Raw genomic sequence first — 25,896 nt, forward strand, 5'->3', positions numbered from 1 at the left:
GCAAGCATTATAAAGATGGACTCTTGCCGCGCCAGCCTACCCATACGCTTATTGCTATCTTTACAATGATTGAGTTGCAAGAGGCTGATGAGAGGATGGCGATGAGCACGAGCGTTCCCACCGAGGGCGGGCCACCCGTTCCGCCTCCGGCCGAGCGGCACGACCGGTCGCTGGTCGAGCTGCTGGACGATCTCCCCGCGCTCGACGACACCATCGTGGTGCACTCGACGGCCGGCACCCTGAGCCACGCCGGGCTGCGCGCCGCCGTGTCCGCGGTGGCGGACGCGCTGACCAGGGCCGGGGTGGGGCCGGGCCATCCCGTGGGCGCGCTGGTCGGATCGGGCATGACCGGGGTGGTCGCGATGTTCGCGGTCTGGACGGTGGGCGCGGTCTACATGCCGATCAACCGCCGCAGCACCGGCCGCGAGGTGGCCGACCTCCTCGCCGACACTCCCGTCAGCCTGCTCCTCGGCACCGCCCCCGACCTCGCGGAGCTCGCTGGGTTCGCGGAGCCTGCGGAGCTCGCGGAGCTCGACCGCCAGACCGGCTTGCTCGGCGAACCCCGCGAACCCCGCGAACTCGGCGAACTCGGACTGGTCGAGCTCGACGAGACGGAGTGGAGCGCGACGGTCCGGCGGCCGGCGAGCGCCCCGGCCGCGGCCTACGACGGCGACATCGCGCTGGTCCTGCGCACCTCGGGCACCACCGGCAAGCCCAAGGCCGTGCTGCTGCGCCATCGCAGCACGATCGACGCCCTGGATTCGAGCCTGCGCAAGCTGCGCCGGCGCGGTCCCGCCCCGCGCGAGAAGCGGCCGACGATCCGGGTCAACCTCATCCCGCTGTCGCTCGCGCTCTGGTCCGGCATCTTCAACACGCTGTTCTCGCTCCGCGCGGGGTTCGGCGTCGTGCTGCTCGACCGGTTCACTCCGCCGGTCTTCGCCGCCGCCGTCCACACGCACCGGCTCAAGTCCACGGTGCTCGCGCCCGCGATGATCACGATGCTCTGCGACAGTGACGAGATCGACACGCTGGAGCCGCTGGAGATCGTCCGGTCCATCACGGCGCCGCTCTCACCGGCCACCGCCCGGCGCTTCCACGAGCGGTTCGGCGTCCTCGTCCTCAACTCCTACGGGCAGACCGAGCTCGGCGGGGAGGTGGTCGGGTGGACGATCGAGGACATCCGGAGCTTCGGCACGGAGAAGCTCGGCGCCGCGGGCCGCCCCTACGACGACGTCGACCTGCGCGTCCTGGACGAGAACGACGAGGACGTCGCCTTGGGCGAACTCGGCCACATCCACATCCGCTCGCCGTTCCGGATGCGCGGCTACGCCGCCGCCGACGGCTCGCCCGAGCCGCCGGACGACGATCGGATCGTGGACGGCTTCCTGCGCACCGGCGACATCGGCCGGATGGACGCCGACGGCTTCCTGTGGATCGAGGGAAGGGTCAGCGATATGATCAACCGCGGCGGTCTCAAGATCTTCCCCGACGAGGTCGAGGAGGTGCTGCGGCGCCACCCCTCCGTGCGCGACGCCGCGGTCGCGGGGGTGCCCGACGGCCGCCTCGGCGAAGTGCCCCACGCCTGGATCGTGCCGCAGTCAGGAGAGATCGACGCCGCGGCACTCGAAGCCTGGTGCCGCGAGCGGCTGGTCGCCTACAAGGTGCCGGTGGCCTTCGCCGTGGTCGAGACGATGCCGCGCTCCGACGTGGGCAAGCTGCTGCGCCGGCAGTTGCGGGCCACCGTTGCTCCACCGGAAGTTACGCTGTAGTCCTAATGATTGTATGATTGACGCCGGGGTTATACGCGACATTGACAGCGCCAGTCCGACGCGGGCCCATGTCGCCGTCTACGAGTACGGGAGGGGTTCTGTGCGACAGCTACGACAGCCGCGTCTGGCAGAGATCGTCGCCGCCAAGTTGCGCGACGACATCCTTGCGGGCCGGTTGACGGAGGGCGACAGCCTGCCCCGTCAGGAGCACCTGTTCACCGAGTTCCGGGTCAGTCTGCCCGCCGTGCGCGAGGCCATGCGGATCCTCGAGACCGAGGGCCTCGTCTCGGTCAGGCGCGGCAACGTCGGCGGCGCCGTCGTCCACCTCCCCACTCCGCAGCGCATCGCCCGCACGATCAGCATGGTGCTGCAGACGCGGCGCACGGACATGGCCGATGTGAGCGGCGCCCTGCTCCACCTCGAGCCCACGTGCGTCGCGCTCTGCGCCGAGCGGCCCGACCGCGCCGAGACGACCGTGCCCGCGCTGCGCCAGGTCATCGAGGAGCAGCACGAGGCCTTCGACGACCCCGAGCAGTTCCCCATCCGGGCCCGGCGCTTCCACGAGAAGCTCGTCGAGACCTGCGGCAACGAGACGATGATCGTCATCATCGGCTCCCTGGAGATCATCTGGACCGCGCACGAGTCCACCGTGTGGTCGGAGGCCTCGCTCAACGAGGAGACCGACCCCGACTCGCCGATGGCCCGCAAGTCCCGCCGGGCGGCGCTTCGCGACCACGAGAAGCTCGTCGACGCGATCGAGGCCGGCGACGGGGCTCGGGCGGTCAAGCTGGCCAGCGCCCACCTGGCGGCGACGCGGCGGTCGAGTCTCGGCTCGGCCGACGGCGACATCGTCAACACCGACCTGCTCGACAACCTCGACTACTCCGCCTCTCGCTGAGGCGGACGGCTCCGAAGACCGACGGCTCCACGAGCGAACGAAGGGCCCTCCCGGACATGTTCCGTCCGGGAGGGCCCTTCGTCTCGTGTCGTCTCGGCGAGACTCCCCGTCGGCCCGCTTGCCGACGTCGGCCCGCTTGCCGAGGTCAGCCCGCCTTGCCGACGGCCTCGGCGCGGATGGCGTCGTCGACCAGCTTGTCGGCCGGGATGATCTCGTCGTAGGTGAGCGTGCCCTTCACCTTCATGAACATCTCCTGCATCTCCGTCAGGGTGCCGGTGTTCACCGTGAGCGTGGGGTCGAAGACGTACAGGCCGCCCTTGCTGATCGTCTCGTCCGGCACCTTCATGAAGGTCGCCAGCGCCGAGACGACCTTGGCGTCCTTGCGCCAGTCGCCCAGCATCTGGTTCGTGGCGCAGGCGGTCGCCCTGATGAACTTCACGCCGGACGCCCGGTCCTCCTTGAGCAGGCGCGGGCCGTACATGATGCCGGAGGTCGTGCTCGTGCCGTAGGCCTTCTTGGAGTCGACGAGCGCGTGGGCGACGTCCTGTTCGAGCGCCTTCTGGGTCTCGGGGGCGATGAGGAGGGCTCCCTCGATGCCGCCGTTCTTGAGCGCCGGGACCATGTCGGGCAGCGCGAGCGAGACCAGTTCGACGTCGTCGAAGGTGAGGCCGCCGGCTTCGAGGGACTTGCCGAGCAGGTAGGACGTGGCGGTGCCGACCGTGCCGAGGACGCCCACGCGCTTGCCCTTGAGGTCCTCGACCTTCGCCACGCTCTTGCCGCCGAACAGGCCGCTCGGCGCGGCCTCGCCCTCGGGCGTGTTGACCGAGCCCAGCGAGGCGACCATCTTGAGCTCGGCGCCCTTGGCCACCTGGTTGAACATGCCGGCCGACGGCGACCCGACGTAGGCATCGAGCTTGTCGGTGGACAGGAAGGCGATGGCGTCCGCCGGGTTCTTGATCGGTGTGTACTCGACCGTCAGGCCCTCCTTCTGGAAGCAGCCGAGGGCGTCGGCGACGAAGGCCGGCGCGAGGGAGGCTCCAGAGATGTAGCCGACCTTGAGGGTGCTGGATCCGGCGGCGGGCGCGTCCTTCTCGTCGTCGCTGCCACAGCCGGCGAGCACGCCGAGGGCAAGGGCCGAGAGGGCGAACGCGGCCACGGCGCGACTCCGCATCGAGAGCCGAGCGGTCACGGGGGGTTCCTTTCGATGGGGCGCACCGACCGGCGGACGACGTCCGCCGGATCCGGTGCGTTCGTACGGTTGGTCAACGGTTCCAGGGGGTGAGCAGCCATTCGAGGCCCCGGAGGAGCATGCTGGCGATGACGCCGATCACCGAGATCGAGACGATGCCCACGTACATGTGCTCCGGGACTCCGAGGTTCCACGAGTTCCACACCAGGAACCCGAGGCCCGCGTCGGCCGCCACGAACTCGGCGCCGACGATGACGATGACGGCGAGACCGGAGGCGATCCGCATTCCGGTGATGGTCTGGGGCAGAGCGGCCGGAAGGGTGATGTGCCGCAGGGTCGCCCAGCGCGAGGCCCCGGACGACCGGCCGACGTCGCCGTAGCGGGGGGACACCCCGCTGACCGCGTCGATCGTGTTGATGAGCACCACGAAGAAGCAGGTGAGGGCGACGAGCAGGATCTTGCTCGTCTCGCCCAGGCCGAAGATCAGCAGGAGCAGCGGGAGGATCGCCAGCTTCGGGACCGTGTAGAGGGCGGCGATCGTCGGCTCCAGCGCCACGCGCAGCAGCCGCACCGAGCCGATGAGGAGCCCGAGCACGACCGCGCTGAGGCTGCCGGCCAGGTAGCCGATCACGATGCGCTGCACGCTGGCGACGACCGACTCCTGGTAGACGCCGCTCTCGATGAGCTCGCCCCAGCTCGCGGCGATGGTCGTCGGAGCCGGGAAGTAGTTGCTCTCCAGCGTTCCGCCGCTCGCCAGGAGCTGCCAGAGGCCGATGAGGACGACGGGCGCCAGGATGGCGAGGCCCCGTTCGACGAGGCCGCGGCGCCTCGCGTACCCACGCGGGTCGAGCTCGGCCGGTCCGGGGGTGATCGACCGCCAGGTGGCGCCGTCGGCGCGCGGCGTGGTCGCGGTGCCGGGGTCGCGGGTCACGGGGGTCATGCGGGCTGAAGTTCCCTTCGCAGTCGGTGCCAGATCTCGTCACGCAGGGCGGCGAAGTCGGGCGAGGCCCGGATCTCGTCGGGGTGACGGGGCCGGGCGAAGGGCACGTCGATCACCGTGGCGATGCGGCCCGGCCGGGCACTCATCACCGCGATGCGGTCACCGAGTAGCAGGGCCTCGTCGATGGAGTGGGTGACGAAGACGACGGTGTTCTGGTGCGCCTGCCAGAGCTCCAGCAGTTTCTCCTGCAGGAGCAGGCGGAGCTGGGCGTCGAGCGCGGCGAGCGGCTCGTCCATGAGGAGCAGCTCGGGCTGGACGGCGAGCGCCCGGGCGATGGCGACGCGCTGTTTCATCCCGCCGGAGACGGTGTCGGGATAGGCGCGTTCGAAGCCGCCGAGGTCGAGCTGGGCGAGCCAGTGGTCGGCGACCCGCCGCGCCTCCGCCTTGCGCATGCCGGTCTGGAGCAGCGGAAAGATCACGTTGTCGCGGATGGTCTTCCACGGGAACACGGAGTAGTCCTGGAACACGACGGCCGAGAGCGGCCGCGACGGATCGTCGTGACGCATCTCGATGACCCCGCTGGAGGGCCGCTCCAGCTGGGCCATGACCCTCAGCAACGTGGTCTTGCCGCATCCGGAGGGGCCCAGCAGGCACAGGAACTCGCCGTCGCGCACCTCCAGCGAGATGTCCGCGAGGGCCTGTACCGAGCCGGTGCCGGCGGGGAACACCTTGCCCACCTTCCGGACCGCGATCTTCACACCGGCTTCGGCGGCGCCGTCTGCGGGGAGTGGTGACATCACGAAGGGCCTCTCTGCGACCACCGTCCGAACGACGGAGTCCTAATGCATCAATGATGTATAAGATACATACCTAACGTGAGACAGACAAGGGTTTGTGAGCGCGGGCGGCGCCGGCCGCGCGCCGCCCGGAGACCCGCCTCGACGGACCGCGTCGTACCGCGTCGGGCGAGGTCACTCAGTCTCGCGCGGAACGGCGCGAGATCGCCAGCACCTCCTCCGACACCCGCGACTCGATCTCGTACGCCCCCGCCAGGGTGCCGCGCAGACCCTCGCCGACGGCCCGTTTGACGCCCCGCACCGCGTCGGGGGAGTTCGCGGCCACCCGCTCGGCGAGCTCCAGGGCGCGGCCGAGCGCCGAGCCGTCCGGCACGACCTCGCCGACGAAGCCCCACTCGCGCATCCGGGCCGCGCCGAAGCGCTCGCCGGTGAGCAGCACCTGCATCGCCGCCGGGTAGCCGATCTGACGCGGCAGCCGCGCGACCGACCCGCCGCTCGCGATGAACCCGTGCCGCACCTCCGGCAGGGAGAAGCGCGCCGACTCGGCGGCGACCCGGAGGTCCGTCGCGCCGGCGAGCTCCATGCCGGCGCCGAAGCAGATGCCCTCGATCGCGGCCACCACCGGGATGGGCAGCACGACGTCGCGCAGCAGCGCGTGATGCACGTCGTCCCACACGGCGGCCGCGGGCTCGCCGCGCCCGAGCGCCGCCGCGACGTCGTCGGAGAACGTCGCCAGGTCCGCGCCGGAGGAGAAGTCGGCCCCTCCGGTGACCACGGCGACCCGCGCCCCGCCCGCCGCGACCTCGCGCCAGGCGGCGGCGAGCTCGCGGAAACCGGCCAGGTCGAGCGCGTTGCGGCGGGCGGGCCGGTTCAGCGTGATCTGGGCGACGTACGGGCGAGGTCCGGTCAGCTCGATCATCGGTGCCGCGGCGGGGGTCATGGGACGACGATGGGCTTGGTCACGGAGTTCGTGCCGCCGAAGCAGAACTGGCTGCGGCCGGCCTTGGCCCCCACGACGAAGAACTCGAAGCAGTCGGCGGACGGGTTGACGGTGACCATCGTGTCGGGGGCGTCCAGCAGCCAGCGCAGCTCCGGATGGGAGGTCTCGAAGGCGGGCATCGACTGGTTCAGCATCAGCTGGCGGAACGAGATCTTCGTCCGCCGGTGGATGGCCTCGCGGATGTCGGCCGGGGTCCAGCCGGCGGCGGCGAAGACGGCGGCGTGGTCGGGCGCCATCAGCAGCATGTTGGAGAACGTCCCGTGGAACGGGTAGCCGGCGGACAGCGGCGCGTTCTGCTTGATCAGCCAGGCGCCGGCCGCCGGCGTGCCGACCGCGTGGGAGGTCAGCGTCGACCAGCTCTCGATGAGCAGCTCGGGATCGGAGTTCTGGAAGTCGAAGAACTCCGTCATGCCGTAGGGGACGTTCACCGTGACGGTCGACTGCTCCGGGGAGAAGCCCTGCTGGACCCGCCAGGAGTCCCAGGGGGTGCGCTCCTCGTTCTCGGCGACGCAGGCCGAGAACTTCATCGGGGTGCCGATGGTGTCCATGTCCGTGATGCCGGGGTAGGACAGGCCCACGTTCATCATGATGAGCCGCAGCGCCCTGCCGATGGCGACGTTGACCTCCGAGATCGAGCCGGGGCCGAGCGCGCAGATGCCGCGGTTCATCCCGATCTGGTCGGCCATCGGTCCGGAGACGAGCACCAGCGGCGCCTGCGGGCCGGTCGACATCGCCCAGGTGCGCAGCCCGATGGACGGGTCGAGGACGCAGTCCATGACGGCGAGGATCACCGGCATGGTCTCGGGCCGGCAGCCCGCCATCACCGCGTTCGCCGCGATCTTCTCCACCGTGCCGATGCCGAAGCCCGGCGCGAAGTCGCCCACCACGTGGTCGCCGTCCAGCCCGGACGCCTCCACCATCGCGGCGACCTTGCGCCGGGTCGGCGGCACCAGCGGCATTCCGTCACTCCAGCCGTTGGCCACGAACCGGCGCTGCATCTCGTCGAAGGCGTCGAGCAGGTCGTCGCCGCCGAAGTGCAGCTCGGGCGCGCTCTCCAGCACCATCGAGTCGAACTCGGGCAGCACGTCGTAGACGGCCCGCTCGGTGGTCAGGAGGTGGACGACCTCCTCGAAGGACTCGTCCACCATCTGGTGGATCTCCTGCGTGCTCTTGTTGGAGAAGCAGTCGGGCACGATCACCGGGCAGGCCTCGGGCACGCCGAAGGTCTTGGCGCTGAAGCGGGCGTCCTCGTCGAAGATCGCCGCGGTGTAGCCCACGGCGGGCACGCCGCGGCGCTCGACCTCGCAGAGGTCGCGCATCAGCCAGGAGCAGCAGCTGCCGCAGTCGGCCGTGGTGGCGACCATCACGTCGACCTGGTCCTCGATCAGCGCGAGCTGCTCCTCGGACAGGTAGCGGGTGGTGCCGCCGAGCGCGCCCGTCAGCTCCACGAAGGTGACGTCGCGGAACTTCGCGGCGATGAGCTCCCGGGCACGGTCCAGCGCGTCGAGGCCGTTCTGCTTGCCGTTCCAGTAGAGCGCCACGGTCGCGCCGTCGAGCGTCGAGGGGCGCGCGGCGGGCGGGAAGCGGTCGCCGTCGGCGTGCGACCTGGGCGTCGCGACCGGGTTGACGATGGTCAGTCGGGCGTTCACGGGAGTACCTCCATCACGAGTTCGCGCCCCGGGGCGCGCCGGCGCAGCGTCTCGGCCATGAGCTGCCGCAGCTCGTGCTGCGGCAGGACGCAGACATCGTCCTTGCAGTCGGGGCCGGCGCTGCCGGGCCGGTAGCCGACGCGGATCAGGTCACCTTCCTCGGCCAGCAGGACGACCTCGCCGCCGTCGCGGCGGACCATCCGCTCGAACTCGGCGACGAGCTGCGCGCCGATCGACGTCACCGCCATGATCGAATCCTCCGTTCGTGTGCGTGATGTGCGAATAATCCAGGAACCTAGTCTTTACACAGACGATGGTCAATGGACGAACCGGATCGACAATCAAGGCACCTGGTCGGAGCGGCCTTACTCGACGGCGCTCGCAGCTATGATTTACATCATTACTATGTTAGGGTCGCGCAATGTCCGACGCCAGCCCCACGCACGACCACGTGCTCATCCGGGATCTCATCGGGCGCGCCGCGCACCTCGCCGACGAGGGCACGCCCGACGACTACCGCACCCTCTACACCCCCGACGCCACCTGGACCTTCGGCACGAGCACGCAGGAGGGCGTCGACGAGATCGTCGAGGCGACCCGCCGGCGACGCGCCGAGGGGGTCAGCGGGCCGGGCACGGCGACCCGCCACCTGGTCGTCCCCCTGCACGTCACCGTCGACGGCGACACGGCCACCGCGGTGTCCTACTTCCTCTTCTTCGCCGACACCGCCTCGACGCCCGTGGTCCGCGTCTTCGGCGTCTACACCGACGAGCTGGCCCGCACCGCCGAGGGCTGGCGCATCCACCGGCGCGTGAGCCGCGCCGGATGACCGCCCGAGCCCGACGTCCTCGCCCGGCCAGGCGAGGACGAGCCCGACGTACCCGCCCGGCCGGGCGGGGCGCGGCCGGACAGGGCGGGCGGTCAGGCGGGCGGTCAGGCGGGGTCGTGGAAGGAGTGGACGTCCGACCAGGCCAGCACCTGGGCGATCTGCCGGGGATAACCACGCCTGAGCCGCCGCCCGAACTCGCCCTCCAGCTCGCACATGACCTCGCGGGCGCGTACGGCGTCGCGCGCGGCCACGGCCTCGTGCACGGCCCGCAGCCGGGCCAAAATCTCGACGCGGTACGGTTCGTCTGGCACGAACCCGGCACTGTTGACGATGGCCCGCAGCGCCGGACTGAGAAAGGCGAACAGCTCGTTATGGCTACTTTCGGCGAGGTGCTGCCAGTAGGCCTCGTACGCCGTCGCGAAGGCCCGGATGGAGCCCAGCCCGCGCTCGATCGCGGCGAGGTCGCCCGCCATCCGGGCCACCTCCTCCTCCGTCGCGTTGCGCGCGGCCAGCTCGGCCATGCCGGGCTCGATCACGGTCCTCGCGTCCAGCACCGAGCTGAGCGGCGCCCCCGCGAACTGCAGCAGCAGCGCGATGGTCGAGGCGAGGTTGGGCCAGCCCGGCTGGACGATCTCCGGCCCGCCGTGCGGGCCGGGGCGCATGACGATCAGGCCCTGATGCTCCAGGAAGCGCAGCGCCTCCCGGTAGGTGCCGCGGCCCACGCCGTGGCGGCGCATGGCCTCGGCCTCGGGGAAGTAGCGGTCACCCGGGCCCATGCCGGTGTCGCTCATCGTCTGGACGATCTGCCGGGCCACCTCGAGCGAGAGCTTGGGACGACGGGTGGGCTCGGCGCCGGATTCGGCGTGCACCCCGCGATTCTACGCAGTGCGCGGCGACGCCCCGGACAGCGTGAACACCTCGGACGGCCCGCACCCACCGGACGGCTCGGACGGCCCGGACGGCCCGGACGCTCGGGCGGACGGCGGCCGCGATGAGCGTGCCGGGGATCAGCGGGCTCTGCCACATCGGCTTCGCCGTCCGCGACATCGAGGAGTTCCAGCGCTCCTGGGGCGCCGTGCTGGGCATCGACGACTGGCTCGTCCGCGAGGTGAACCAGCCCGACGGGCTGCTCCAGCTGCACGGCGAGATCCTCGGGCCGGCCTCGTCCCGGGTGGCCTTCGCCCGGCTGGCCGACACCGCGATCGAGCTGGTGGAGCCGCACGACGGCCGCACCCGCACCTCGGCGTGGCTGGACGAGCACGGCCCCGGCATCCACCACCTGGCCTTCTGGGTCGACGACCTCGACCTGGCCGTCGCCGCGCTCGGCGACAGCGCCGAGGTGACCTACTCCCCCGCCGGGCGACGGCCGGGCACCGCGCCGCGGGTCTCCGCCGTGCTGCGCGGGCACGGGACTCCGCCGCACGCTCCCGAGCCCGCCCCTGGCTTCTGGGCCTACACCGAGGCCCGCGCCGCGCGGGTCCCCTGGTGCCTGGAGCTGCTCGACGCGCGCCGCGCGGACGTCGTACGCGCCGCCTTCGGCGACCACCTCGTCTATCCCCCACCGCGCCGCGAGGATCGGGCTTGACCTCCCCCCACGGCTGAACCACGCTCCAGGAGTTTCGATGAGCAGCACCTCACCCCACTCGATCGACGCGCTCCTCGCCGCGGCGGCCAAGGACGCCGCCGAGGTCACCGCCGTGATCTGCGAGGGGCACACCCTCTCGTACGCCGAGCTCGACGCGCGCGTCCGGGCCGGGGTGGCCGCCTGGCAGGGGCACGGCCTGCGCCCCGGCGACCGGGTCGCGGTCTGGGCCGTCAACACGATCGACTGCACGGTCGCCATGCTCGCGGCCATCGTCGCGGGCGGCGTCCTCGTGCCGCTCAACCCTCGCTACACCTCCGCCGAGGTGAGCGAGATCCTGCCCCGGGCCGCCTGCCGTTTCGTGGTCGCGCCCGACCGGCTGCTCTCCCGCCGGCTGGCGGAGGAGGCGCTGCCGATCGCCGGCGACGCCGGAGTGGTGACCCTCGGCGAGGACGTGCCGGCGGGCAGCGCCGGCTGGAACGATCTCGTCGGCCGGTTCGGCGGCGAGCGGGCGGTCCCGGTCCCGGCGGGCGACATCGTCACGATCCAGTTCACCTCCGGCACCACGGGCCGGCCCAAGGGCGCGCTGCTCCGGCAGGAGCCGATGGTGTCGACGGCCCGCACCTGGTCGGAGGTGGTCGGCCTCGGGCGCGGCGACGTCTACCCGGTGACCTACCCGCTGGCCCACATCGGCGGGTTCAAGACGGGCCTGATCTCGCCGTTCCACGCGCGCGCCACGCTCGTGCTGGTGCCCGTCGTGTCGGCGGCGTCGATCGCCGACGTGATCCGCGCCCACCCGGTCGCGGTGCTCAACGCCCCGCCCGCGCTGCAGCAGTACGTCCTCGCGGCCCGCCGCTCCGGTGACCTGCCGGGCGAGCTCGGCATCCGCAAGGCGGTCATCGGCTCGGCGATCGTGCCGCCCGCGCTCGTCCGGGGCCTCATCGACGACCTCGGCATCGAGGACGTGATCATCGGTTACGGGCTCACCGAGGCCACCGGCGTCTGCACCATGACGCGGCCCGGCGACCCGTTCGACCTGGTGTGCGCGTCCATCGGACGGCCGATCGACGGGGTGCGGGCCCGGGTCTGGGCCCCCGACGCGACCGGCGATCCGGTCGTCGGCGAGATCGAGGTCAGCGGCGGCAACGTGATGGCGGGCTACCTCGACGACCCCGCCGCCACGGCCGAGGTGATCCACGACGGCTGGCTGCGCACCGGCGACCTGGGCTGGATCGGCGACGACGGCTACGTGCGCATCGCCGGGCGGGCCCGTGACCTCGTCATCGTCGGCGGGTTCAACGTCTACCCGGCCGAGGTCGAGCACGCCCTCGACGAGCACCCGCAGGTGTCGGAGGTCGCCGTCATCGGGGTGCCCGACGAGCGCCTCGGCGAGGTGACGGTCGCCTTCGCGGTGCCCGAAGGCCGGGGCGTCACCGAGGAGGAGCTGCTCGCCTGGTGCCGGGAGCGGCTGGCCAACTTCAAGGTGCCGCGCCGCGTCTGGCTCGTCGAGGAGCTGCCGCGCGGCGCGGTCGGCAAGGTCGCCAAGCCGGCCCTCCACGAACTGGCCGAAACCCTGCTCCGCCCGGCCCGCTGACGACCGGAGACCCGCGACCACGACGCGGGGACGCGCACCGCGGCGCGGAAACGCGCGACTGCGCCACGGGCACGCGCACCGCGGCGCTGGAACCAGCGGTCAGGCGCGGGTGCGGACCAGGTCGCGGAGGCGGCGGACCGCTTCGGTGAAGCTCGGCTGCCGCATCGACCAGTCCTGGGCGGCCTGTTCGAGCTCGGCGGCCATCCGGGGGTCGGTGAGCGAACGGCTGAGGCGCATCGTGGCCTTGGTCCGGCGTACCAGCTCGGGGGAGCGCCCCGCGACGCGCGCGGTGAGTCGGCGGGACACGTCGAGCAGGTCGTCGTCCTCGACGCAGCGCCAGACGAGGCCGCACCGCTCCGCCTCCTCGGCTGTCACGGTGTCGCCGAACAGCACCATCGCGGCGGTGCCCTGACGGCCGGCCCGCTGCTCCATCCGCCACAGGTGACCGCCCCCGGGATGGATCGCGACGTCCAGGAAGCGCGGGTCGAAGGTGGCGCTCCGCGCGGCCACCACCACGTCACAGGCCAGCACGAAGTTGACGCCGGCCCCGATCACGGGCGCGTGCACCGCGGCCAGGACCGGCACGGGGAGGCCGGCCAGCGCCCGGAAGCCCGCGTAGACGGCGGTCGGGTCCTCGGCCGGCACGCCGAGCGCGTCGATGTCGCCACCGGCCGAGAAGACGGGGCCCCGGGCACGGAGCACCACCGCCCGGACGTCGCGGTCGTCGCGCACCTCGGCGCAGGCGGCGGCGAGCTGCCCGACCAGCACGGGGTTCAGGCTGTTGCGCCGCTCGACGTCATCCAGGGTGATCCACGCGACGTGGTCCTCCATGGTCACGGTGACGGCCCGGCGTTCGGTCATCGCACTCTCCTGACGTGGGACGCCGTACGGACGGCAGGTCCGTTGCCGACGTCGCGAGCAAGCCTCTAGAATGGCTCCATTATTTTAATAATAGACAAGATAGCCTCTCGGAGTGGCATGGAGATCGAGCTCACCGCGGAGCAGCGCGCGTTCCGCGAGTCATGCGGCAAGCTGGCCGCCAACCTCGCGGCCCGATGGCACCGCGGCCGCGGCCCCCACGACATCGACCCGCCCACCCCGGGCGACGACTCGTGGTCGCGCGTCGTCGACAGCGGCTGGCTCGCGATCGGCCTGCGCGAGGAGAACGGCGGCGCGGGCGCGAGCGTCGTCGACCTGACCGTGCTCGCCGAGCGGCTCGGCTACCACGCGGTGCCGGCGCCGGTCCTCGGGGCCGTCATCGCGGCCGAGCAGCTCCAGACCTGGAACGCTCCCCCGGGCCTGCTCCAGGACCTCGCGGAGGGCGGGCTACGGCTGGCACCGGCGCTCGACGCCGGCCTGCGCACCCTGGCCGGCGCCGCCGAGAACTCCCTGGCCTGGGACGCCGCCGGAGCGGAGGCGGCCGTGATCCCGGCGACCGGCGTCGCGCACGCCCTCGGCGACGCCCTGCCCTTCGCCGATCCGACCCGCGCGGTCCGGCCCCTGGGCGCCCCGTCCGGCCTCCCGGCGATCACACTCACCCCTCCCGGCGAGCAGGCGCTCGCCCGGCTCGGCGCGTTCACCCTCAGCCTGCTGACCGCCGACCTGCTGGGCACGATGCAGGCGGCGCTCGACGCCGCGATCGACCACGCCCGCACGCGCGAGCAGTTCGGCGCCCCGATCGGCTCCTTCCAGGCGGTCCAGCAGCTCCTCGCCGACGGCCACGTGCTGGTCGAGGCCACCCGGAGCGCCTCCTACCACGCGGCCTGGGCGGTCGACGCGCTGCCCGGAGCCGAGGCGCTGCGCGCCGCGCGCGTCGCCAAGGCCTTCGCCTCGCGCTCCGCGGTCGAGGTGTGCGAGAGCGCCGTCCAGGTGTTCGGCGGCATCGGCATGACGTGGGAGGCCCCCGCGCACATCTGGCTGCGCCGCGCGCACACCGGCCGCACGGTGTTCGGCGACGAGCACCACCACCAGGGCGTCATCGCCGACGACGATCCGCACAGGAGCTGACATGAACTTCGCCGACGACCCCGCCGAGGCCGGTTTCCGCGCGGGCCTGCGCGCCTGGCTGCGCGACCATCTCGACGAGCACCGCGAGGGCACCGGATACGAGTCCGCCGAGTCGGTCGAGCGGACCCTGCGCTGGCACCGCGCCCTGGCCGAGGCCGGCTACGTGGGCCTCTCGCTGCCCGCCGCCTACGGCGGGCACGGCCTGCCGGACGTCTACGAGGGCATCCTCAACGAGGAGCTCGCCACCGCCGGGGCGCCCGCCTCGCCGCCGATCGGCCACATCGCCCACGCCGTCGCCGACTTCGCGAGCGAGGAGCTCAAGGCCCGGGTGCTGCCCGGCCTGCTCGGCTGCGCCGAGGTGTGGTGCCAGGGCTTCAGCGAGCCCGGAGCGGGCTCGGACCTGGCCGGGCTCACCACCACGGCCACGGCGGACGGCGACCGGTTCGTGGTCAACGGCCAGAAGATCTGGACCAGCGGCGCGATGTGGTCCGACCGGTGCCTGCTGCTCGCCCGGACCGAGCCCGGCCTGGCCCGCCACCGCGGCCTGTCGATGCTGGTGGTCGACATGCGCTCCGCCGGGGTCGACTGCCGCGAGATCGTGCTGGCCAGCGGCAGCAGGGAGTTCGCCGAGGTGTTCTTCGACGACGTGAGCGTCCCGGCGGCCAACCTCGTCGGCGAGCGCGGACAGGGCTGGCGGATCGCGATGCACATGCTGGCGTACGAGCGCGGTCCGGCCGACATGGGCTGGGTGGGACGACTCGGCCGGGTGCTGGCCGAGGCCCGCGAGGACGTCCGGACCGGCCGCGTGGCCGCCGACGCGGGGCTGCGCCTGCGGCTGGCGGAGGCCGCCGTGGACGTGGAGGTGCTGCGGTGGCACGTGGCGCGGTCGCTGGCCGGCCGGGGCGGCGGCTCCGACGGAGCCGCCGGCTCGGTTGACAAACTGCTGACCACGCGCGTGGAGCAGAACCTCTACCGCGTGGTCAGCGACCTCGCCGGGCCGTCGTTCGTGCTGGGCGCGCCCGGCCCGTTCGCGGACTACCTGTGGTCCCGCGCCCAGTCGATCTACGGCGGCACCCAGCAGATCCAGCGCCAGATCGTCGCGCAGCGGGTGCTCGGGCTGCCCCGAGCCTGACCCGCTCAGCTCCGGGGCAGAGCGGGCGCTCAGGTCGCCCGCTCAGCTTCGGGGGCAGGGCGCTCGGGCTGCCCGCTCAGCTCCGGGGCAGTTCCCGCCAGGGCCTGCCCCGGAAGGGGTCGAAGTCCTTGGGCAACCCGAGGACCCGCTCGGCGATCACGTTCTTGTTGACCTCGGTGGTGCCGCCCTCGATGGTGTTGGCCCGGCTGCGCAGCAGCCCCCGGACCTCGCCCGGCATGCCGTCCCAGTATTCGCCGGGCGTCGAGGCCGAGCCCGGCCAGGCCACCGCGTCCTCCCCCAGCAGGTCGGCGGCCATCTCCTGGATCCGCTGGTTGAGCTCGGTGCCGTGCACCTTGCCGATGGAGCTCTCCGGCCCCAGCGGAAGGTTGCCGGCCAGCCGGGCGCGGACCCGCTGGTTGGTCCAGACGCGGGTCTGCTCCTCGCACCACAGCCAGACGATGCGCTCGCGGACCGCCGGGTCGTCCCAGCCTCCCCGCAGCCCGGCCGCCGTCCGCCGGCGGGCCAGGCGGACGAGGTGGGAGGCGCTCACGCCGCCGATCCGGTCGACGCCGCCGCCCGATCCCGAGCCGGACACCATCTGCCGTTCGCCGCTGAGCGTCGCCTGCGCGACCCGCCAGCCGTTGCCGGCCTCGCCGACGCGGTGGCCGTCCGGCACGCGGGCGCCGTCGAAGAACACCTCGAAGAACTCGGTCTCCCCGCCCATGTGGGGAAGCGGCCTGACCTCGACGCCGGGCTGCCGCATCTCGATGAGGAGGTAGCTGATGCCCTGGTGCTTGGGCACGTCGGGGTCGGTGCGGGCGAGCAGCACGCCGAAGTCGGCGCGGTCGGCCCAGGTGGTCCACACCTTCTGGCCGGTCACCACCCAGGTGTCGCCGTCGAGCTCGGCCCTGGTCGACAGCGAGGCCAGGTCGCTGCCGGAGCCGGGTTCGCTGAACAGCTGGCACCAGACCTCCTCTCCCCGCGCGATCGGGCCGAGGAAGCGGTCGCGCTGCTCCGGCCGGCCGTGCGCGTACAGCGCCGGGGCGACCAGGTTGAGCCCGAGCGGGTTGAGCCGGGGCAGATGGTAGGGGCGCAGCAGCGTCTCGACGGCGGAGGCGACGGGGCGCTTCCAGCCCAGTCCGCCGTGCTCGACGTCCCAGGTCGGCGCGATCAGGCCGGAGGCGCCGAAGACGGGATACCAGGAGCGGTACTCCTCCGGCGTGCGGACACCGCGCACCTCGCGCGGGCCGCCCCGCTCGGCCGCCTCGCGCCAGGGGGCGGGCACGTGGGTCTCGACCCAGGCCCGTACCGCCTCCACCGCCTCCTCGGGGCTCACGTCGGGACCGGTCGGCCCGGCGAGCGACGCCCGCTGCTGCTCTGTCATGGCTGTGCCTCTCTGTCGGTCTCCTGGTCCGGCCGCCGCCCCGCCCGCGTGGCCTCCTGGCGGGTGGCCTCCGGAGTCACCGGCGACGTCGGGAGCCGGTCCTCGCGGGCGGCCGTGCGGGCGGCGGTCAGGCCGAGCTCCTCCGACCGCCACAGCGCCCGCTTGACCCGGCGGGCCGCCTCGGGACGGCCCCGGGCGATCGACTCGGCGACCCGCTGCGCCGCGGCCCGCAGGCCGGGACCGTCGACCACCTCACCGACCAGCCCCAGCCGGTGCGCCCGGGCGGCGTCGAGACGTTCGTGCGTCCCGATGAGCGCGAGCCGGGCGGCGACCGTGGCCGCCATCCGGTGCGTCAGGCCGATGGCCTCCCAGGCGCTGACCTGCCCGACGCTCACGTGGGGGTCGAGGAAGGTGGCGTGCCGGGCGGCGAGGACGACGTCGGCGTCGACCACGAAGTGCAGGCCGCCGCCGGCGCACACGCCGTTGACGGCCACGACGACGGGTGTGCGGACGCCGAGGTGCCAGCCGGTCAGCTCCAGCGCCGCGTCGCGGGTGCGCCTGCTGGACTCGCGCAGGCTCGCCGGATCGCGGGCGAGGGCCGCCATGTCCAGGCCGGTCTGGAAGGCCTTGCCGCGCCCGGTGACGACGACGCAGCGCACGTCGTCGTCGGCGTCGAGCTCGCGCCAGGCGCGCGGCAGCTCGGCCATCATCACGGCGTCCATGGCGTTGCCGGCGTGCGGCCGGTCGAACTCGAGCCAGCCCACCGGGCCATGACGTTCGACGACCAGCGTCTCGTACGCCACGCGCACCCCTCTTTCTCGACAAGCCGAATCTTATAGCTATAAGATAGCAAAGAAAAGGCGAGAGGATTTCCGGACAGACATGGCCCCCACGGATGAGAAGACCCGGCCCCGCATCACCGACGAGGGCGTGGCGGCCCTGCGCGCCCGCATCGGCATCGCCCAGCCCAACCCCGTCCCGCCCCACTACCTGCGGCCCGGCACCGACGCGTTCCGCATCGCCGCCCGCTCCTACGGCGACGACAACCCGCTGTGGTGCGACCCCGCCTACGCCGAGCGCTCGCGCTGGGGCCGGCCGATCGCGCCGCCCCCGATCGTCGGCGGCGACAGCATCGTCGGCGAGGACGTGCTGACCGAGGCCGACCTGGCCCGCCAGCACGAGCTCAAGGGCGACCCGCTGCGCGGCGTGCACGCCTTCTACTCGGCGTGCGAGCGCGAGTGGTGGTCACCGCTCTACGCCGACCGGGCCGTGCTGCGGCGCAACGCCCTGGTGGGCGTGCTCGACAAGCCCAGCGAGTTCAGCGGCCGCGCCGTGCACGAGTGGAACGCCAACGTCTTCGCCGACGCCGACGGCACCCCGCTGGCCGGGCAGTACCGGCTGATGATCCGCACCGAGCGCACCGAGGCCCGCAAGCGCAAGAAGTACGACGACGTCGCGATCGAGCCCTGGACCGAGGAGCGCATCGCCGAGATCGACGCCGCCTACGCCGCCGAGCGGCCGCGCGGCGCCGAGCCGCGCTGGTTCGAGGACGTCGACGAGGGCGACGCGATCACCCCCATCGTCAAGGGCCCGCTCACCGTGACCGACATCGTCTGCTGGCACACCGGCATGGGCATGGGCGTCTACGGCGTCGCCCCGCTGCGCCTCGGGCACCACAACCGCCGGCGCATCCCGCGCTTCTACCACCGCGACGAGCAGGGAGTCTGGGACGCCATGCAGCGCGTGCACTGGGACCCGGAGTTCGCGCGCCGCTCGGGCAATCCCACGACCTTCGACTACGGCCGCATGCGCGAGACCTGGATGATCCACGCCTGCACCGACTGGATGGGCGACGACGCCTGGCTGTGGCGGCTGCGGGTGGAGTTCCGCCAGTTCAACTACATCGGCGACGCCCAGTGGATCACCGGCACCGTCGTGCGCAAGCACCTCGTCGAGGACGGCAACGGCGTCCACGCGGCCGTCGACCTCGAACTGGCCGCGACCAACCAGCGCGGCCAGGTCACCGCGCCGGGCACCGCGACCATCCTGCTGCCCAGCCGCGAGCACGGTCCCGTCACGCTGCCCGAGCCGATCGGCGGCGCGACCACCCTCGACGGCACCCTGCAGGCGTCCATCGCGCACTTCTCCCGCACGTGACCGGACCACTCGACGACCTGCTCGTGGTGTCGATGGAGCAGGCCGTCTCGGCTCCGTACGCCACCCGGCAGCTCGCCGACCTCGGGGCCCGCGTCATCAAGGTGGAGCGGCCCGACGGCGGCGACTTCGCCCGGCACTTCGACACCCACGCCAACGGCACCGGGGCGCACTTCGCCTGGGCCAACCGCAACAAGGAGTCGCTGACGCTCGACGCGAAGGCGCCGGACGGCCGGCGCGTGCTCGGCGAGCTGCTGGCGCGGGCCGACGTGTTCGTGCACAACCTGGCGCCGGGGGCGGCCCCCCGCCTGGGGCTGGACGGCGCGACCCTGCGGGCCGCGCGCCCGCGGCTGGTCGTCTGCGAGATCTCCGGCTACGGCACCGGCGGCCCGTACGACGATCGCAAGGCGTACGACCTGCTCATCCAGGCCGAGGGCGGGCTGGCCACGATCACCGGGAGCCTCGAACACCCGATCAAGCCGGGCATCTCCGTCGCCGACATCGCGGCCGGCATGTTCGGCTTCTCTTCGGTGCTCTCGGCGCTGCTCAACCGGGAGCGCACCGGGCAGGGGTGCGTCCTGGAGGTGTCGATGCTCGACGCCCTGGCCGACTGGATGGGGTACCCGCTCGTCGTGCGCAGGCACGGCTCGGCGCCGGACCTGGCCTCGGGGATGAGCCATCCGGCCATCGCGCCGTACGACGCCTACCGGGCGGCCGACGGCCGGCTCGTGACGGTGAGCGTGCAGAACGACCGCGAGTGGGTCAAGCTCGCCAGGTCGGTGCTGGACCGGCCCGACCTGGCCGACGATCCCCGATACGCCACCAACCAGGCGCGCGTCGCCCACCGGGCCGACCTCGACGAGCTGCTCGGCGCGGTCATCGGCCGCCTCGGCAGCGCGGAGGCCGTGGCCGCGCTGCACGCGGCCGGCATCGGCTGCGCCCTGGTCAACGACCTGGCGGAGGTCGCCGACCATCCCCAGCTCGTGACGCGTGACCGCTGGCTGACCGTGCCCGCCCCGGCCGGCCCGGTCGCCACGCCGCTGTCGCCCCCGGTGAGCTCGGCCTGGCGCACCCCGGCCGGTCCCGTGCCGGCCCTGGGTGAGCACACTGACGCGATCCTGCGCGAGCTCGGCTACGACGACGCGTCCATCCACCGACTACATGACGACGGCGTCGTATGACTCGTTCGACCGGCGCCGAACAGATCCAGGAGCAGCGATGACCACCACGTCCGAAGAGGACCTCGAACAGTTCCGCGACAGCGTGCGCGGCGCGCTGGCCGACGTCAGCACCTCCGCCCGGGTCCGGGCGGCGATGATGACCGAACACGGCTGGGACGAGGCCACCTGGCGGCTGCTGGTGCGGCTGGACCTGCCCGGCCTGATGCTGCCCGAGCGCGTGGGCGGCGGCGGGCTCGGGCCTGCCGAGTTCGCGGTCGCCGCCGAGGAGTGCGGGGCCCGGCTCGCCTGCTCGCCGCTGTTCGCCACGTCGGTGCTGGCCGTCCCGCTGCTGCTCGCGCTCGACGACGCCGACGCGCTCGACCGCCACGGCCGCCGGATCGCCCGAGGCGAGCTCACGGCCACCGTGGCCCTCGCCGAGACCGGCGCCCGCTGGGATGTGTCCGAGGTGCGCGCCACCGCGCGCCGCGAGGGTGACGGCTGGCGGCTCGACGGCGTCAAGCACCACGTGGTCGACGGCGCGAGCGCCGACCTGCTGCTCGTGGTGGCGCGCACGCCGGACGGCCTGGCCGTCTTCGCCGTCGAACGCGGCGCCGCCGGCCTGGAGGCGGAGTCTCTGGTCACGCTGGACCTCACCCGGAAGATGGCGCGGCTGGAGCTGACCGGCGTGGCGGGCGAGCTGGTCGGGCCGGTGGGCTGCGAGGCCGCCCTGGCCGCCGCCACGGACGTCTCGCGGGCGCTGCTCGCCGCCGAGCAGACCGGGGTCGCCCAGCGCTGTCTCGACATGGTCGTCGACTACGCCAAGACCCGCATCCAGTTCGCGCGGCCGATCGGCTCGTTCCAGGTCATCAAGCAGCGTTTGGCCGACGCGCTGATCCAGGTCGAGTCCGCGCGCTCGGCCGTCCACACCGCCACCCGGTCGGACGGCGCCGGGCTGGCCCGCGACTCCCGGGTGGCCGCGCTCATGGCCGGCAGGGCGTCGACCTGGGTGACCGCGCAGACCATCCAGCTGCACGGCGGCGTCGGCTTCACCTGGGAGCATGACGCGCACCTCTACTTCAAGCGGGCGCGCACCAGCGCCCGGCTGCTCGGGCAGGCTGACGAGCATGTCGCCGCGCTGGGCGAGCTGCTCGAACACGAAGTCGCATGACACGAGAGGACATTCCAGGCATGACCACATATAAGACCATCAAGGTCGAGCGCCACGGTCCCGTCGGCTGGCTGATCAACAACCGGCCCGACGTGCTCAACGCCATGAACAACACCATGCGTGACGAACTGGCCGACGCCTGGCTCGAACTGGACCGCGACCCCGAGGTGCGGGTCATCGTGCAGACCGGCGAGGGCCGCGCCTTCCAGACCGGGGCCGACCTCACCGAGGTGGCCTCCGACGGCGTGGGCATGGAGCGCTACCAGGACAGCCTGGTCGACTTCGACCTCCACTTCACCTCCTGGCACCAGAACGTCACCAAGCCCGTCATCGCCGCCGTCAACGGCGTGTGCGCGGGCGGCGGGCTGCACTTCGTCGCCGACGCCGACGTCGTCATCGCCGCCTCCGACGCGACGTTCTTCGACCCCCACGTCAGCGTGGGCCAGGTGACCGCGATCGAGGTGATCGCCCTGGCCAAGAAGATCCCGTTCGAGGCGGTCATGCGGATGGCGCTCGTCGGCGCCCACGAGCGGATGACGGCCGCCAGAGCGTACGAGCTGGGGATGGTCAGCCAGATCGTGGACCCGCCCGAGACCCTGCGGGAGGCCGCGCAGGAGCTCGCCGAGAAGATCGCCCGCAACTCCCCCGCCGCGATGGCCGCGACCAAGAAGGCCCTGTGGGCGGCCCTCGAACTCGGCCTCACCGACGCCTGCCGGGTGGGCGCGCAGCACCTGGTCGGCCTCTGGGGCCACCCCGACCAGACCGAGGGCCCCCTAGCCTTCGTCGAGAAGCGGGCTCCCCGCTGGGTCGCCTAGACCCTTTGAGAACGGAGAACTCATGAACCTGCTCGATGGCCGCGCGGCCGTCGTCACCGGCTCGGCCCAGGGGATCGGCCTGGCCATCGCCACCGTCCTGGCCGAGCACGGCGCGGCGGTCGTGATCAGCGACGTCAACGCCGAAGGAGCCGAGCGGGCGGCGGCCGACCTGGTGGCCCAGGGACGCCGGGCCGTCGCCGTGCCGTGCGACGTGACCGACGAGGCCGCCGTCGACTCCCTGGCCGACACCTGCCGGGAGACCTTCGGAAGCCTCGACGTCATGGTCAACAACGCGGGTGTCACCCGCGACTCCACCATGGCGAAGATGACCCTGGAGAACTTCAAGGCCGTCGTGGACGTGCACCTCACGGGCGCCTGGCTCGGCACCCGCGCCGCCGGTCGCGTCATGCGCGCCCAGGGCCGCGGCGGCTCCATCGTGAACATCTCCTCCATCTCCGGCAAGGTCGGCAACTTCGGCCAGACCAACTACAGCGCCGCCAAGGCCGGCATCGTCGGCCTCACCAAGGCCGCCGCCCGCGAGCTGGCCAAGCACGAGGTACGGGTCAACGCCATCCAGCCGGGCCTGATCCGCACCGCCATGACGGCCGCCATGCCGCCCGAGGTGCTCGCCCGGATGGTCGCCGACATCCCGCTCGGCCGCATCGGCGAGCCGGAGGACATCGCCAAGGCCGCCCTGTTCCTCGCCTCGGACCTGGCGGCGTTCATCACCGGCACCGTGACCGAGGTCGCAGGCGGGAGGCACATGTGACCCGGGTCTTCGCCGATCTCGGCGCGTTCCGGGCCTGCGTCGGCGAGACGCTGGGCACGAGCGGCTGGGTGGCGATCGAGCAGGACCGGATCGACCGGTTCGCCGACGCCACCGGCGACCACCAGTGGATCCATGTCGACCCCGAACGGGCCGCGCACGGACCGTTCGGGGCCCCCATCGCGCACGGCTATCTGTCGCTGTCGCTGCTGCCGGCGCTGGTCGGCCAGATCTACCGGATCGAACGCCTGAGGATGTCGATCAACTACGGGCTCAACCGGGTTCGGTTTCCCAGCCCGGTGCCGGTGGGGTCGCGGGTGCGGGTCACCACGCGGCTCCAGTCGGCCGAGGACGCCGGCGACGGCGTCACGGCGGTGCTGCTGTCGACGATGGAGATCGACGGCGGCGCCAAGCCCGCCTGCGTCGCCGAGACCGTCAGTCGTTACCACCCGCTCACCTGAGCGGGGGCGCGGGTCCGGGGGCGGTGGGTGCCGCCGCGCCCGCGATCGTGGAAGTTGACGAGTCAAACCCGGCTGTGGCATGCTGAAGGCGGCACCGAGGTTGACGCTCATCGTAAGTTTGGACATTCGTTTGTAATTTGCGTTATGCTGCCTCCCTCGCGTCGCCTTCGCACGCCCCGGACTCTTCCGGGGCGTTTGGCGTGCGCGCAGTTCGACTCCATCCGTGTGCTCCGGAAGGACATCTGTTGGCAGCCACGCGCAACGCCTCCGCCATACCCGCCGGTCCCCATCGCGTCTCTTTCTCACGCATCCAGGAGCCCCTCGAAGTTCCTGACCTTCTCGCCCTGCAGACCGAGTCCTTCGACTGGCTGCTCGGCCACGAGAAGTGGAAGGGCCGGGTAGCGGCGGCTCGCCAGGCCGGGCGCAAGGACGTCCCGACTCAGTCGGGCCTCGAAGAGATCTTCGAAGAGATCAGTCCCATCGAGGACTTCTCGGGGACCATGTCCTTGTCGTTCCGCGACCACCGGTTCGAACCGCCCAAGTACTCAGTAGATGAGTGCAAGGACAAGGACATGACCTTCTCCGCCCCGATGTTCGTGACGGCGGAGTTCGTCAACAACGCCACCGGTGAGATCAAGAGCCAGACGGTGTTCATGGGTGATTTCCCGCTCATGACGCCGAAGGGCACCTTCATCATCAACGGCACCGAGCGTGTCGTCGTCTCGCAGCTGGTCCGCTCGCCGGGCGTCTACTTCGGCCGCAGCGCCGACAAGACCTCCGACAAGGACCTCTACGACTGCCGCATCATCCCCTCGCGCGGGGCCTGGCTGGAGTTCGAGATCGACAAGCGCGACAGCGTCGGTGTGCGCATCGACCGCAAGCGCAAGCAGGCCGTCACCGTGCTTCTCAAGGCACTGGGATGGACCAACGAGAAGATCCTCGAGCGTTTCGGCCAGTACGAGTCGATGCGCGCCACCCTGGAGAAGGACCACACGTCCGGCCAGGACGACGCCCTGCTCGACATCTACCGCAAGCTGCGGCCGGGTGAGCCGCCGACCAAGGAGTCGGCGCAGACCCTGCTGGAGAACCTCTACTTCAACCCCAAGCGCTACGACCTCGCCAAGGTGGGTCGTTACAAGATCAACAAGAAGCTCGGGGTCGACGCGGACATCACCCAGGGCACCCTGACCGAAGAGGACATCGTCGCCACCATCGAGTATCTCGTCCGGCTGCACGCCGGCGAGGCCACGATGCCCAGCTCCCATGGCGACCGCGTCATCGAGGTCGACGACATCGACCACTTCGGCAACCGCCGCCTGCGCAGCGTCGGCGAGCTCATCCAGAACCAGGTCCGCCTGGGCCTGTCCCGCATGGAGCGCGTCGTCCGCGAGCGCATGACCACGCAGGACGTCGAGGCCATCACGCCGCAGACCCTGATCAACATCCGCCCGGTCGTGGCGTCCATGAAGGAGTTCTTCGGCACCTCGCAGCTGTCCCAGTTCATGAACCAGACCAACCCGCTGGACGGTCTGACGCACAAGCGGCGTCTGTCCGCGCTCGGTCCCGGTGGTCTGTCGCGTGAGCGGGCCGGCTTCGAGGTCCGTGACGTGCACCCGTCCCACTACGGCCGGATGTGCCCGATCGAGACCCCCGAAGGCCCCAACATCGGCCTGATCGGCTCGCTGGCCTCCTACGGACGCATCAACGCGTTCGGCTTCGTCGAGACGCCCTACCGCAAGGTCGTCGACGGCAAGGTCACCGACCAGATCGACTACCTGACCGCCGACGAGGAGGACCGCTTCGTCAAGGCGCAGGCCAACACGACGCTCAACCCCGACGGCTCGTTCGCCGAAAGGCGCGTCCTGGTCCGCACCAAGGGCGGTGAGACCGAGCTGGCCCGGGCCGAGGAGGTCGACTACATCGACGTGTCGCCGCGCCAGATGGTGTCGGTCGCCACCGCGATGATCCCGTTCCTCGAGCACGACGACGCCAACCGCGCGCTCATGGGCGCGAACATGATGCGCCAGTCGGTGCCGCTGCTCAAGAGCGAGGCGCCGCTGGTCGGCACCGGCATGGAGTATCGGGCGGCCACGGACACGGGCGACCTGGTCAGCGCCGAGAAGGCGGGCGTGGTGGAGGAGGTCTCCGCCGACTACGTCACGGTCATGAACGACGACGGCAGCCGCACCACCTACCGGGTGGCGAAGTTCAAGCGCTCCAACCAGGGCACGAGCTTCAACCAGAAGCCGATCGTGGCCGAGGGTGACCGGGTCGAGGTCAACCAGGTGATCGCCGACGGTCCGTGCACCCAGAACGGTGAGATGGCGCTGGGCAAGAACCTCCTGGTGGCGTTCATGCCGTGGGAGGGTCACAACTACGAAGACGCGATCATCCTGTCGCAGCGGCTGGTCCAGGACGATGTCCTGTCCTCGATTCACATCGAGGAGCACGAGGTCGACGCCCGTGACACCAAGCTGGGGCCCGAGGAGATCACCCGGGACATCCCGAACGTGTCCGAGGAGGTGCTGGCCGATCTCGACGAGCGGGGCATCATCCGCATCGGCGCCGAGGTCGTTCCCGGTGACATCCTGGTCGGCAAGGT

Annotated in this window: 24 protein-coding genes; 14 read left to right on the forward strand and 10 right to left on the reverse strand. The window is 71.9% G+C overall.

Features of this window, described 5'->3' with window-relative positions; genetic code table 11:
* Positions 1-101: 101 nt before the first annotated feature.
* Entirely contained in the window at positions 102-1,769 is a 1,668-nt protein-coding gene (locus IEY82_RS37050) for a class I adenylate-forming enzyme family protein (RefSeq protein WP_189128965.1), read from the forward strand.
* A 100-nt stretch (positions 1,770-1,869) separates the two neighbouring features.
* The gene (locus tag IEY82_RS37055) at positions 1,870-2,667 is read left to right on the forward strand and encodes a FadR/GntR family transcriptional regulator (protein ID WP_225262917.1); all 798 of its coding nucleotides are present in this window, start codon (positions 1,870-1,872) and stop codon (positions 2,665-2,667) included.
* Positions 2,668-2,812: 145 nt separating this feature from the next.
* Here the strand turns inward: IEY82_RS37055 and IEY82_RS37060 are convergent, their stop codons facing one another.
* The 6 genes from IEY82_RS37060 to IEY82_RS37085 all read right to left on the reverse strand — a co-directional run bounded on the left by IEY82_RS37060 (position 2,813) and on the right by IEY82_RS37085 (position 8,490).
* Positions 2,813-3,856, reverse strand: a complete 1,044-nt coding sequence (locus tag IEY82_RS37060; RefSeq protein WP_189128967.1) for an ABC transporter substrate-binding protein — start codon at positions 3,854-3,856, stop codon at positions 2,813-2,815.
* A 73-nt stretch (positions 3,857-3,929) separates the two neighbouring features.
* Entirely contained in the window at positions 3,930-4,796 is an 867-nt protein-coding gene (locus IEY82_RS37065; RefSeq protein WP_189128968.1) for an ABC transporter permease, read from the reverse strand.
* On the reverse strand, positions 4,793-5,593 hold the full coding sequence (locus IEY82_RS37070; RefSeq protein ID WP_189128988.1) for an ABC transporter ATP-binding protein: 801 nt from the start codon (positions 5,591-5,593) through the stop codon (positions 4,793-4,795). The genes IEY82_RS37065 and IEY82_RS37070 overlap by 4 nt, the downstream gene beginning before the upstream one ends.
* 178 nt (positions 5,594-5,771) lie before the next feature.
* On the reverse strand, positions 5,772-6,533 hold the full coding sequence (locus IEY82_RS37075) for an enoyl-CoA hydratase/isomerase family protein (protein WP_189128969.1): 762 nt from the start codon (positions 6,531-6,533) through the stop codon (positions 5,772-5,774).
* Positions 6,530-8,242 (reverse strand): UGSC family (seleno)protein, encoded by a 1,713-nt coding sequence (locus tag IEY82_RS37080; protein ID WP_189128970.1) that lies wholly within the window; start codon positions 8,240-8,242, stop codon positions 6,530-6,532. Before IEY82_RS37080 ends, IEY82_RS37075 begins: the two co-directional genes overlap by 4 nt.
* Positions 8,239-8,490, reverse strand: a complete 252-nt coding sequence (locus tag IEY82_RS37085) for a hypothetical protein (RefSeq protein WP_189128971.1) — start codon at positions 8,488-8,490, stop codon at positions 8,239-8,241. Before IEY82_RS37085 ends, IEY82_RS37080 begins: the two co-directional genes overlap by 4 nt.
* Positions 8,491-8,663: 173 nt before the next feature.
* Between IEY82_RS37085 and IEY82_RS37090 the strand changes: the two genes are divergently transcribed.
* Positions 8,664-9,071 (forward strand): nuclear transport factor 2 family protein, encoded by a 408-nt coding sequence (locus IEY82_RS37090; protein WP_189128972.1) that lies wholly within the window; start codon positions 8,664-8,666, stop codon positions 9,069-9,071.
* 104 nt (positions 9,072-9,175) lie between these two features.
* On the opposite strand, the gene IEY82_RS37095 is transcribed toward IEY82_RS37090, so the two are convergent.
* Positions 9,176-9,940: a FadR/GntR family transcriptional regulator gene (locus IEY82_RS37095; RefSeq protein ID WP_189128973.1), complete on the reverse strand. Its 765-nt coding sequence runs from the start codon at positions 9,938-9,940 to the stop codon at positions 9,176-9,178.
* Between the two features lie 122 nt (positions 9,941-10,062).
* Between IEY82_RS37095 and IEY82_RS37100 the strand changes: the two genes are divergently transcribed.
* Positions 10,063-10,656, forward strand: coding sequence for a VOC family protein (locus IEY82_RS37100; protein ID WP_189128974.1), 594 nt, complete (start codon positions 10,063-10,065; stop codon positions 10,654-10,656).
* A 37-nt stretch (positions 10,657-10,693) separates the two neighbouring features.
* Positions 10,694-12,247 (forward strand): AMP-binding protein, encoded by a 1,554-nt coding sequence (locus tag IEY82_RS37105; protein ID WP_189128975.1) that lies wholly within the window; start codon positions 10,694-10,696, stop codon positions 12,245-12,247.
* A gap of 99 nt (positions 12,248-12,346) precedes the next feature.
* On the opposite strand, the gene IEY82_RS37110 is transcribed toward IEY82_RS37105, so the two are convergent.
* A complete protein-coding gene (locus IEY82_RS37110; RefSeq protein ID WP_189128976.1) occupies positions 12,347-13,108 on the reverse strand; it encodes an enoyl-CoA hydratase-related protein in 762 nt (253 codons plus the stop codon).
* A 117-nt stretch (positions 13,109-13,225) separates the two neighbouring features.
* On the opposite strand from IEY82_RS37110, the gene IEY82_RS37115 reads away from it, so the two are divergent.
* Both IEY82_RS37115 and IEY82_RS37120 read left to right on the forward strand, forming a co-directional pair.
* A complete protein-coding gene (locus IEY82_RS37115) occupies positions 13,226-14,254 on the forward strand; it encodes an acyl-CoA dehydrogenase family protein (protein WP_189128977.1) in 1,029 nt (342 codons plus the stop codon).
* Position 14,255: 1 nt separating this feature from the next.
* The gene (locus IEY82_RS37120) at positions 14,256-15,386 is read left to right on the forward strand and encodes an acyl-CoA dehydrogenase family protein (protein WP_189128978.1); all 1,131 of its coding nucleotides are present in this window, start codon (positions 14,256-14,258) and stop codon (positions 15,384-15,386) included.
* A gap of 76 nt (positions 15,387-15,462) precedes the next feature.
* On the opposite strand, the gene IEY82_RS37125 is transcribed toward IEY82_RS37120, so the two are convergent.
* Together IEY82_RS37125 and IEY82_RS37130 are read right to left on the reverse strand one after the other, a co-directional pair.
* Entirely contained in the window at positions 15,463-16,770 is a 1,308-nt protein-coding gene (locus tag IEY82_RS37125; protein ID WP_189128979.1) for an acyl-CoA dehydrogenase family protein, read from the reverse strand.
* Positions 16,767-17,573, reverse strand: a complete 807-nt coding sequence (locus IEY82_RS37130; protein ID WP_189128980.1) for an enoyl-CoA hydratase/isomerase family protein — start codon at positions 17,571-17,573, stop codon at positions 16,767-16,769. The genes IEY82_RS37125 and IEY82_RS37130 overlap by 4 nt, the downstream gene beginning before the upstream one ends.
* 79 nt (positions 17,574-17,652) lie before the next feature.
* On the opposite strand from IEY82_RS37130, the gene IEY82_RS37135 reads away from it, so the two are divergent.
* The 7 genes from IEY82_RS37135 to rpoB all read left to right on the forward strand — a co-directional run.
* Positions 17,653-18,927, forward strand: a complete 1,275-nt coding sequence (locus IEY82_RS37135; RefSeq protein WP_189128981.1) for a hotdog family protein — start codon at positions 17,653-17,655, stop codon at positions 18,925-18,927.
* Positions 18,924-20,105 (forward strand): CaiB/BaiF CoA transferase family protein, encoded by a 1,182-nt coding sequence (locus IEY82_RS37140; protein ID WP_225262915.1) that lies wholly within the window; start codon positions 18,924-18,926, stop codon positions 20,103-20,105. The genes IEY82_RS37135 and IEY82_RS37140 overlap by 4 nt, the downstream gene beginning before the upstream one ends.
* A gap of 37 nt (positions 20,106-20,142) precedes the next feature.
* Positions 20,143-21,252 (forward strand): acyl-CoA dehydrogenase family protein, encoded by a 1,110-nt coding sequence (locus IEY82_RS37145; RefSeq protein WP_189128982.1) that lies wholly within the window; start codon positions 20,143-20,145, stop codon positions 21,250-21,252.
* 20 nt (positions 21,253-21,272) lie between these two features.
* Complete coding sequence (locus IEY82_RS37150; protein ID WP_225262913.1) at positions 21,273-22,067, forward strand: enoyl-CoA hydratase/isomerase family protein; 795 nt, start codon at positions 21,273-21,275, stop codon at positions 22,065-22,067.
* Positions 22,068-22,089: 22 nt separating this feature from the next.
* Positions 22,090-22,836 carry a 3-oxoacyl-ACP reductase FabG gene (gene fabG, locus IEY82_RS37155; protein WP_189128984.1) on the forward strand — a complete coding sequence of 249 codons (747 nt, stop codon included), beginning with the start codon at positions 22,090-22,092 and terminating at the stop codon, positions 22,834-22,836.
* The gene (locus IEY82_RS37160) at positions 22,833-23,294 is read left to right on the forward strand and encodes a MaoC family dehydratase (protein ID WP_189128985.1); all 462 of its coding nucleotides are present in this window, start codon (positions 22,833-22,835) and stop codon (positions 23,292-23,294) included. The genes fabG and IEY82_RS37160 overlap by 4 nt, the downstream gene beginning before the upstream one ends.
* A gap of 245 nt (positions 23,295-23,539) precedes the next feature.
* A partial coding sequence (rpoB, locus tag IEY82_RS37165) for a DNA-directed RNA polymerase subunit beta (RefSeq protein WP_189128986.1) occupies positions 23,540-25,896 on the forward strand: 2,357 nt, incomplete at its 3' end.

Origin of the sequence: Nonomuraea cavernae (assembly GCF_014646355.1) — a bacterium.
GTDB lineage: Bacteria > Actinomycetota > Actinomycetes > Streptosporangiales > Streptosporangiaceae > Nonomuraea > Nonomuraea cavernae.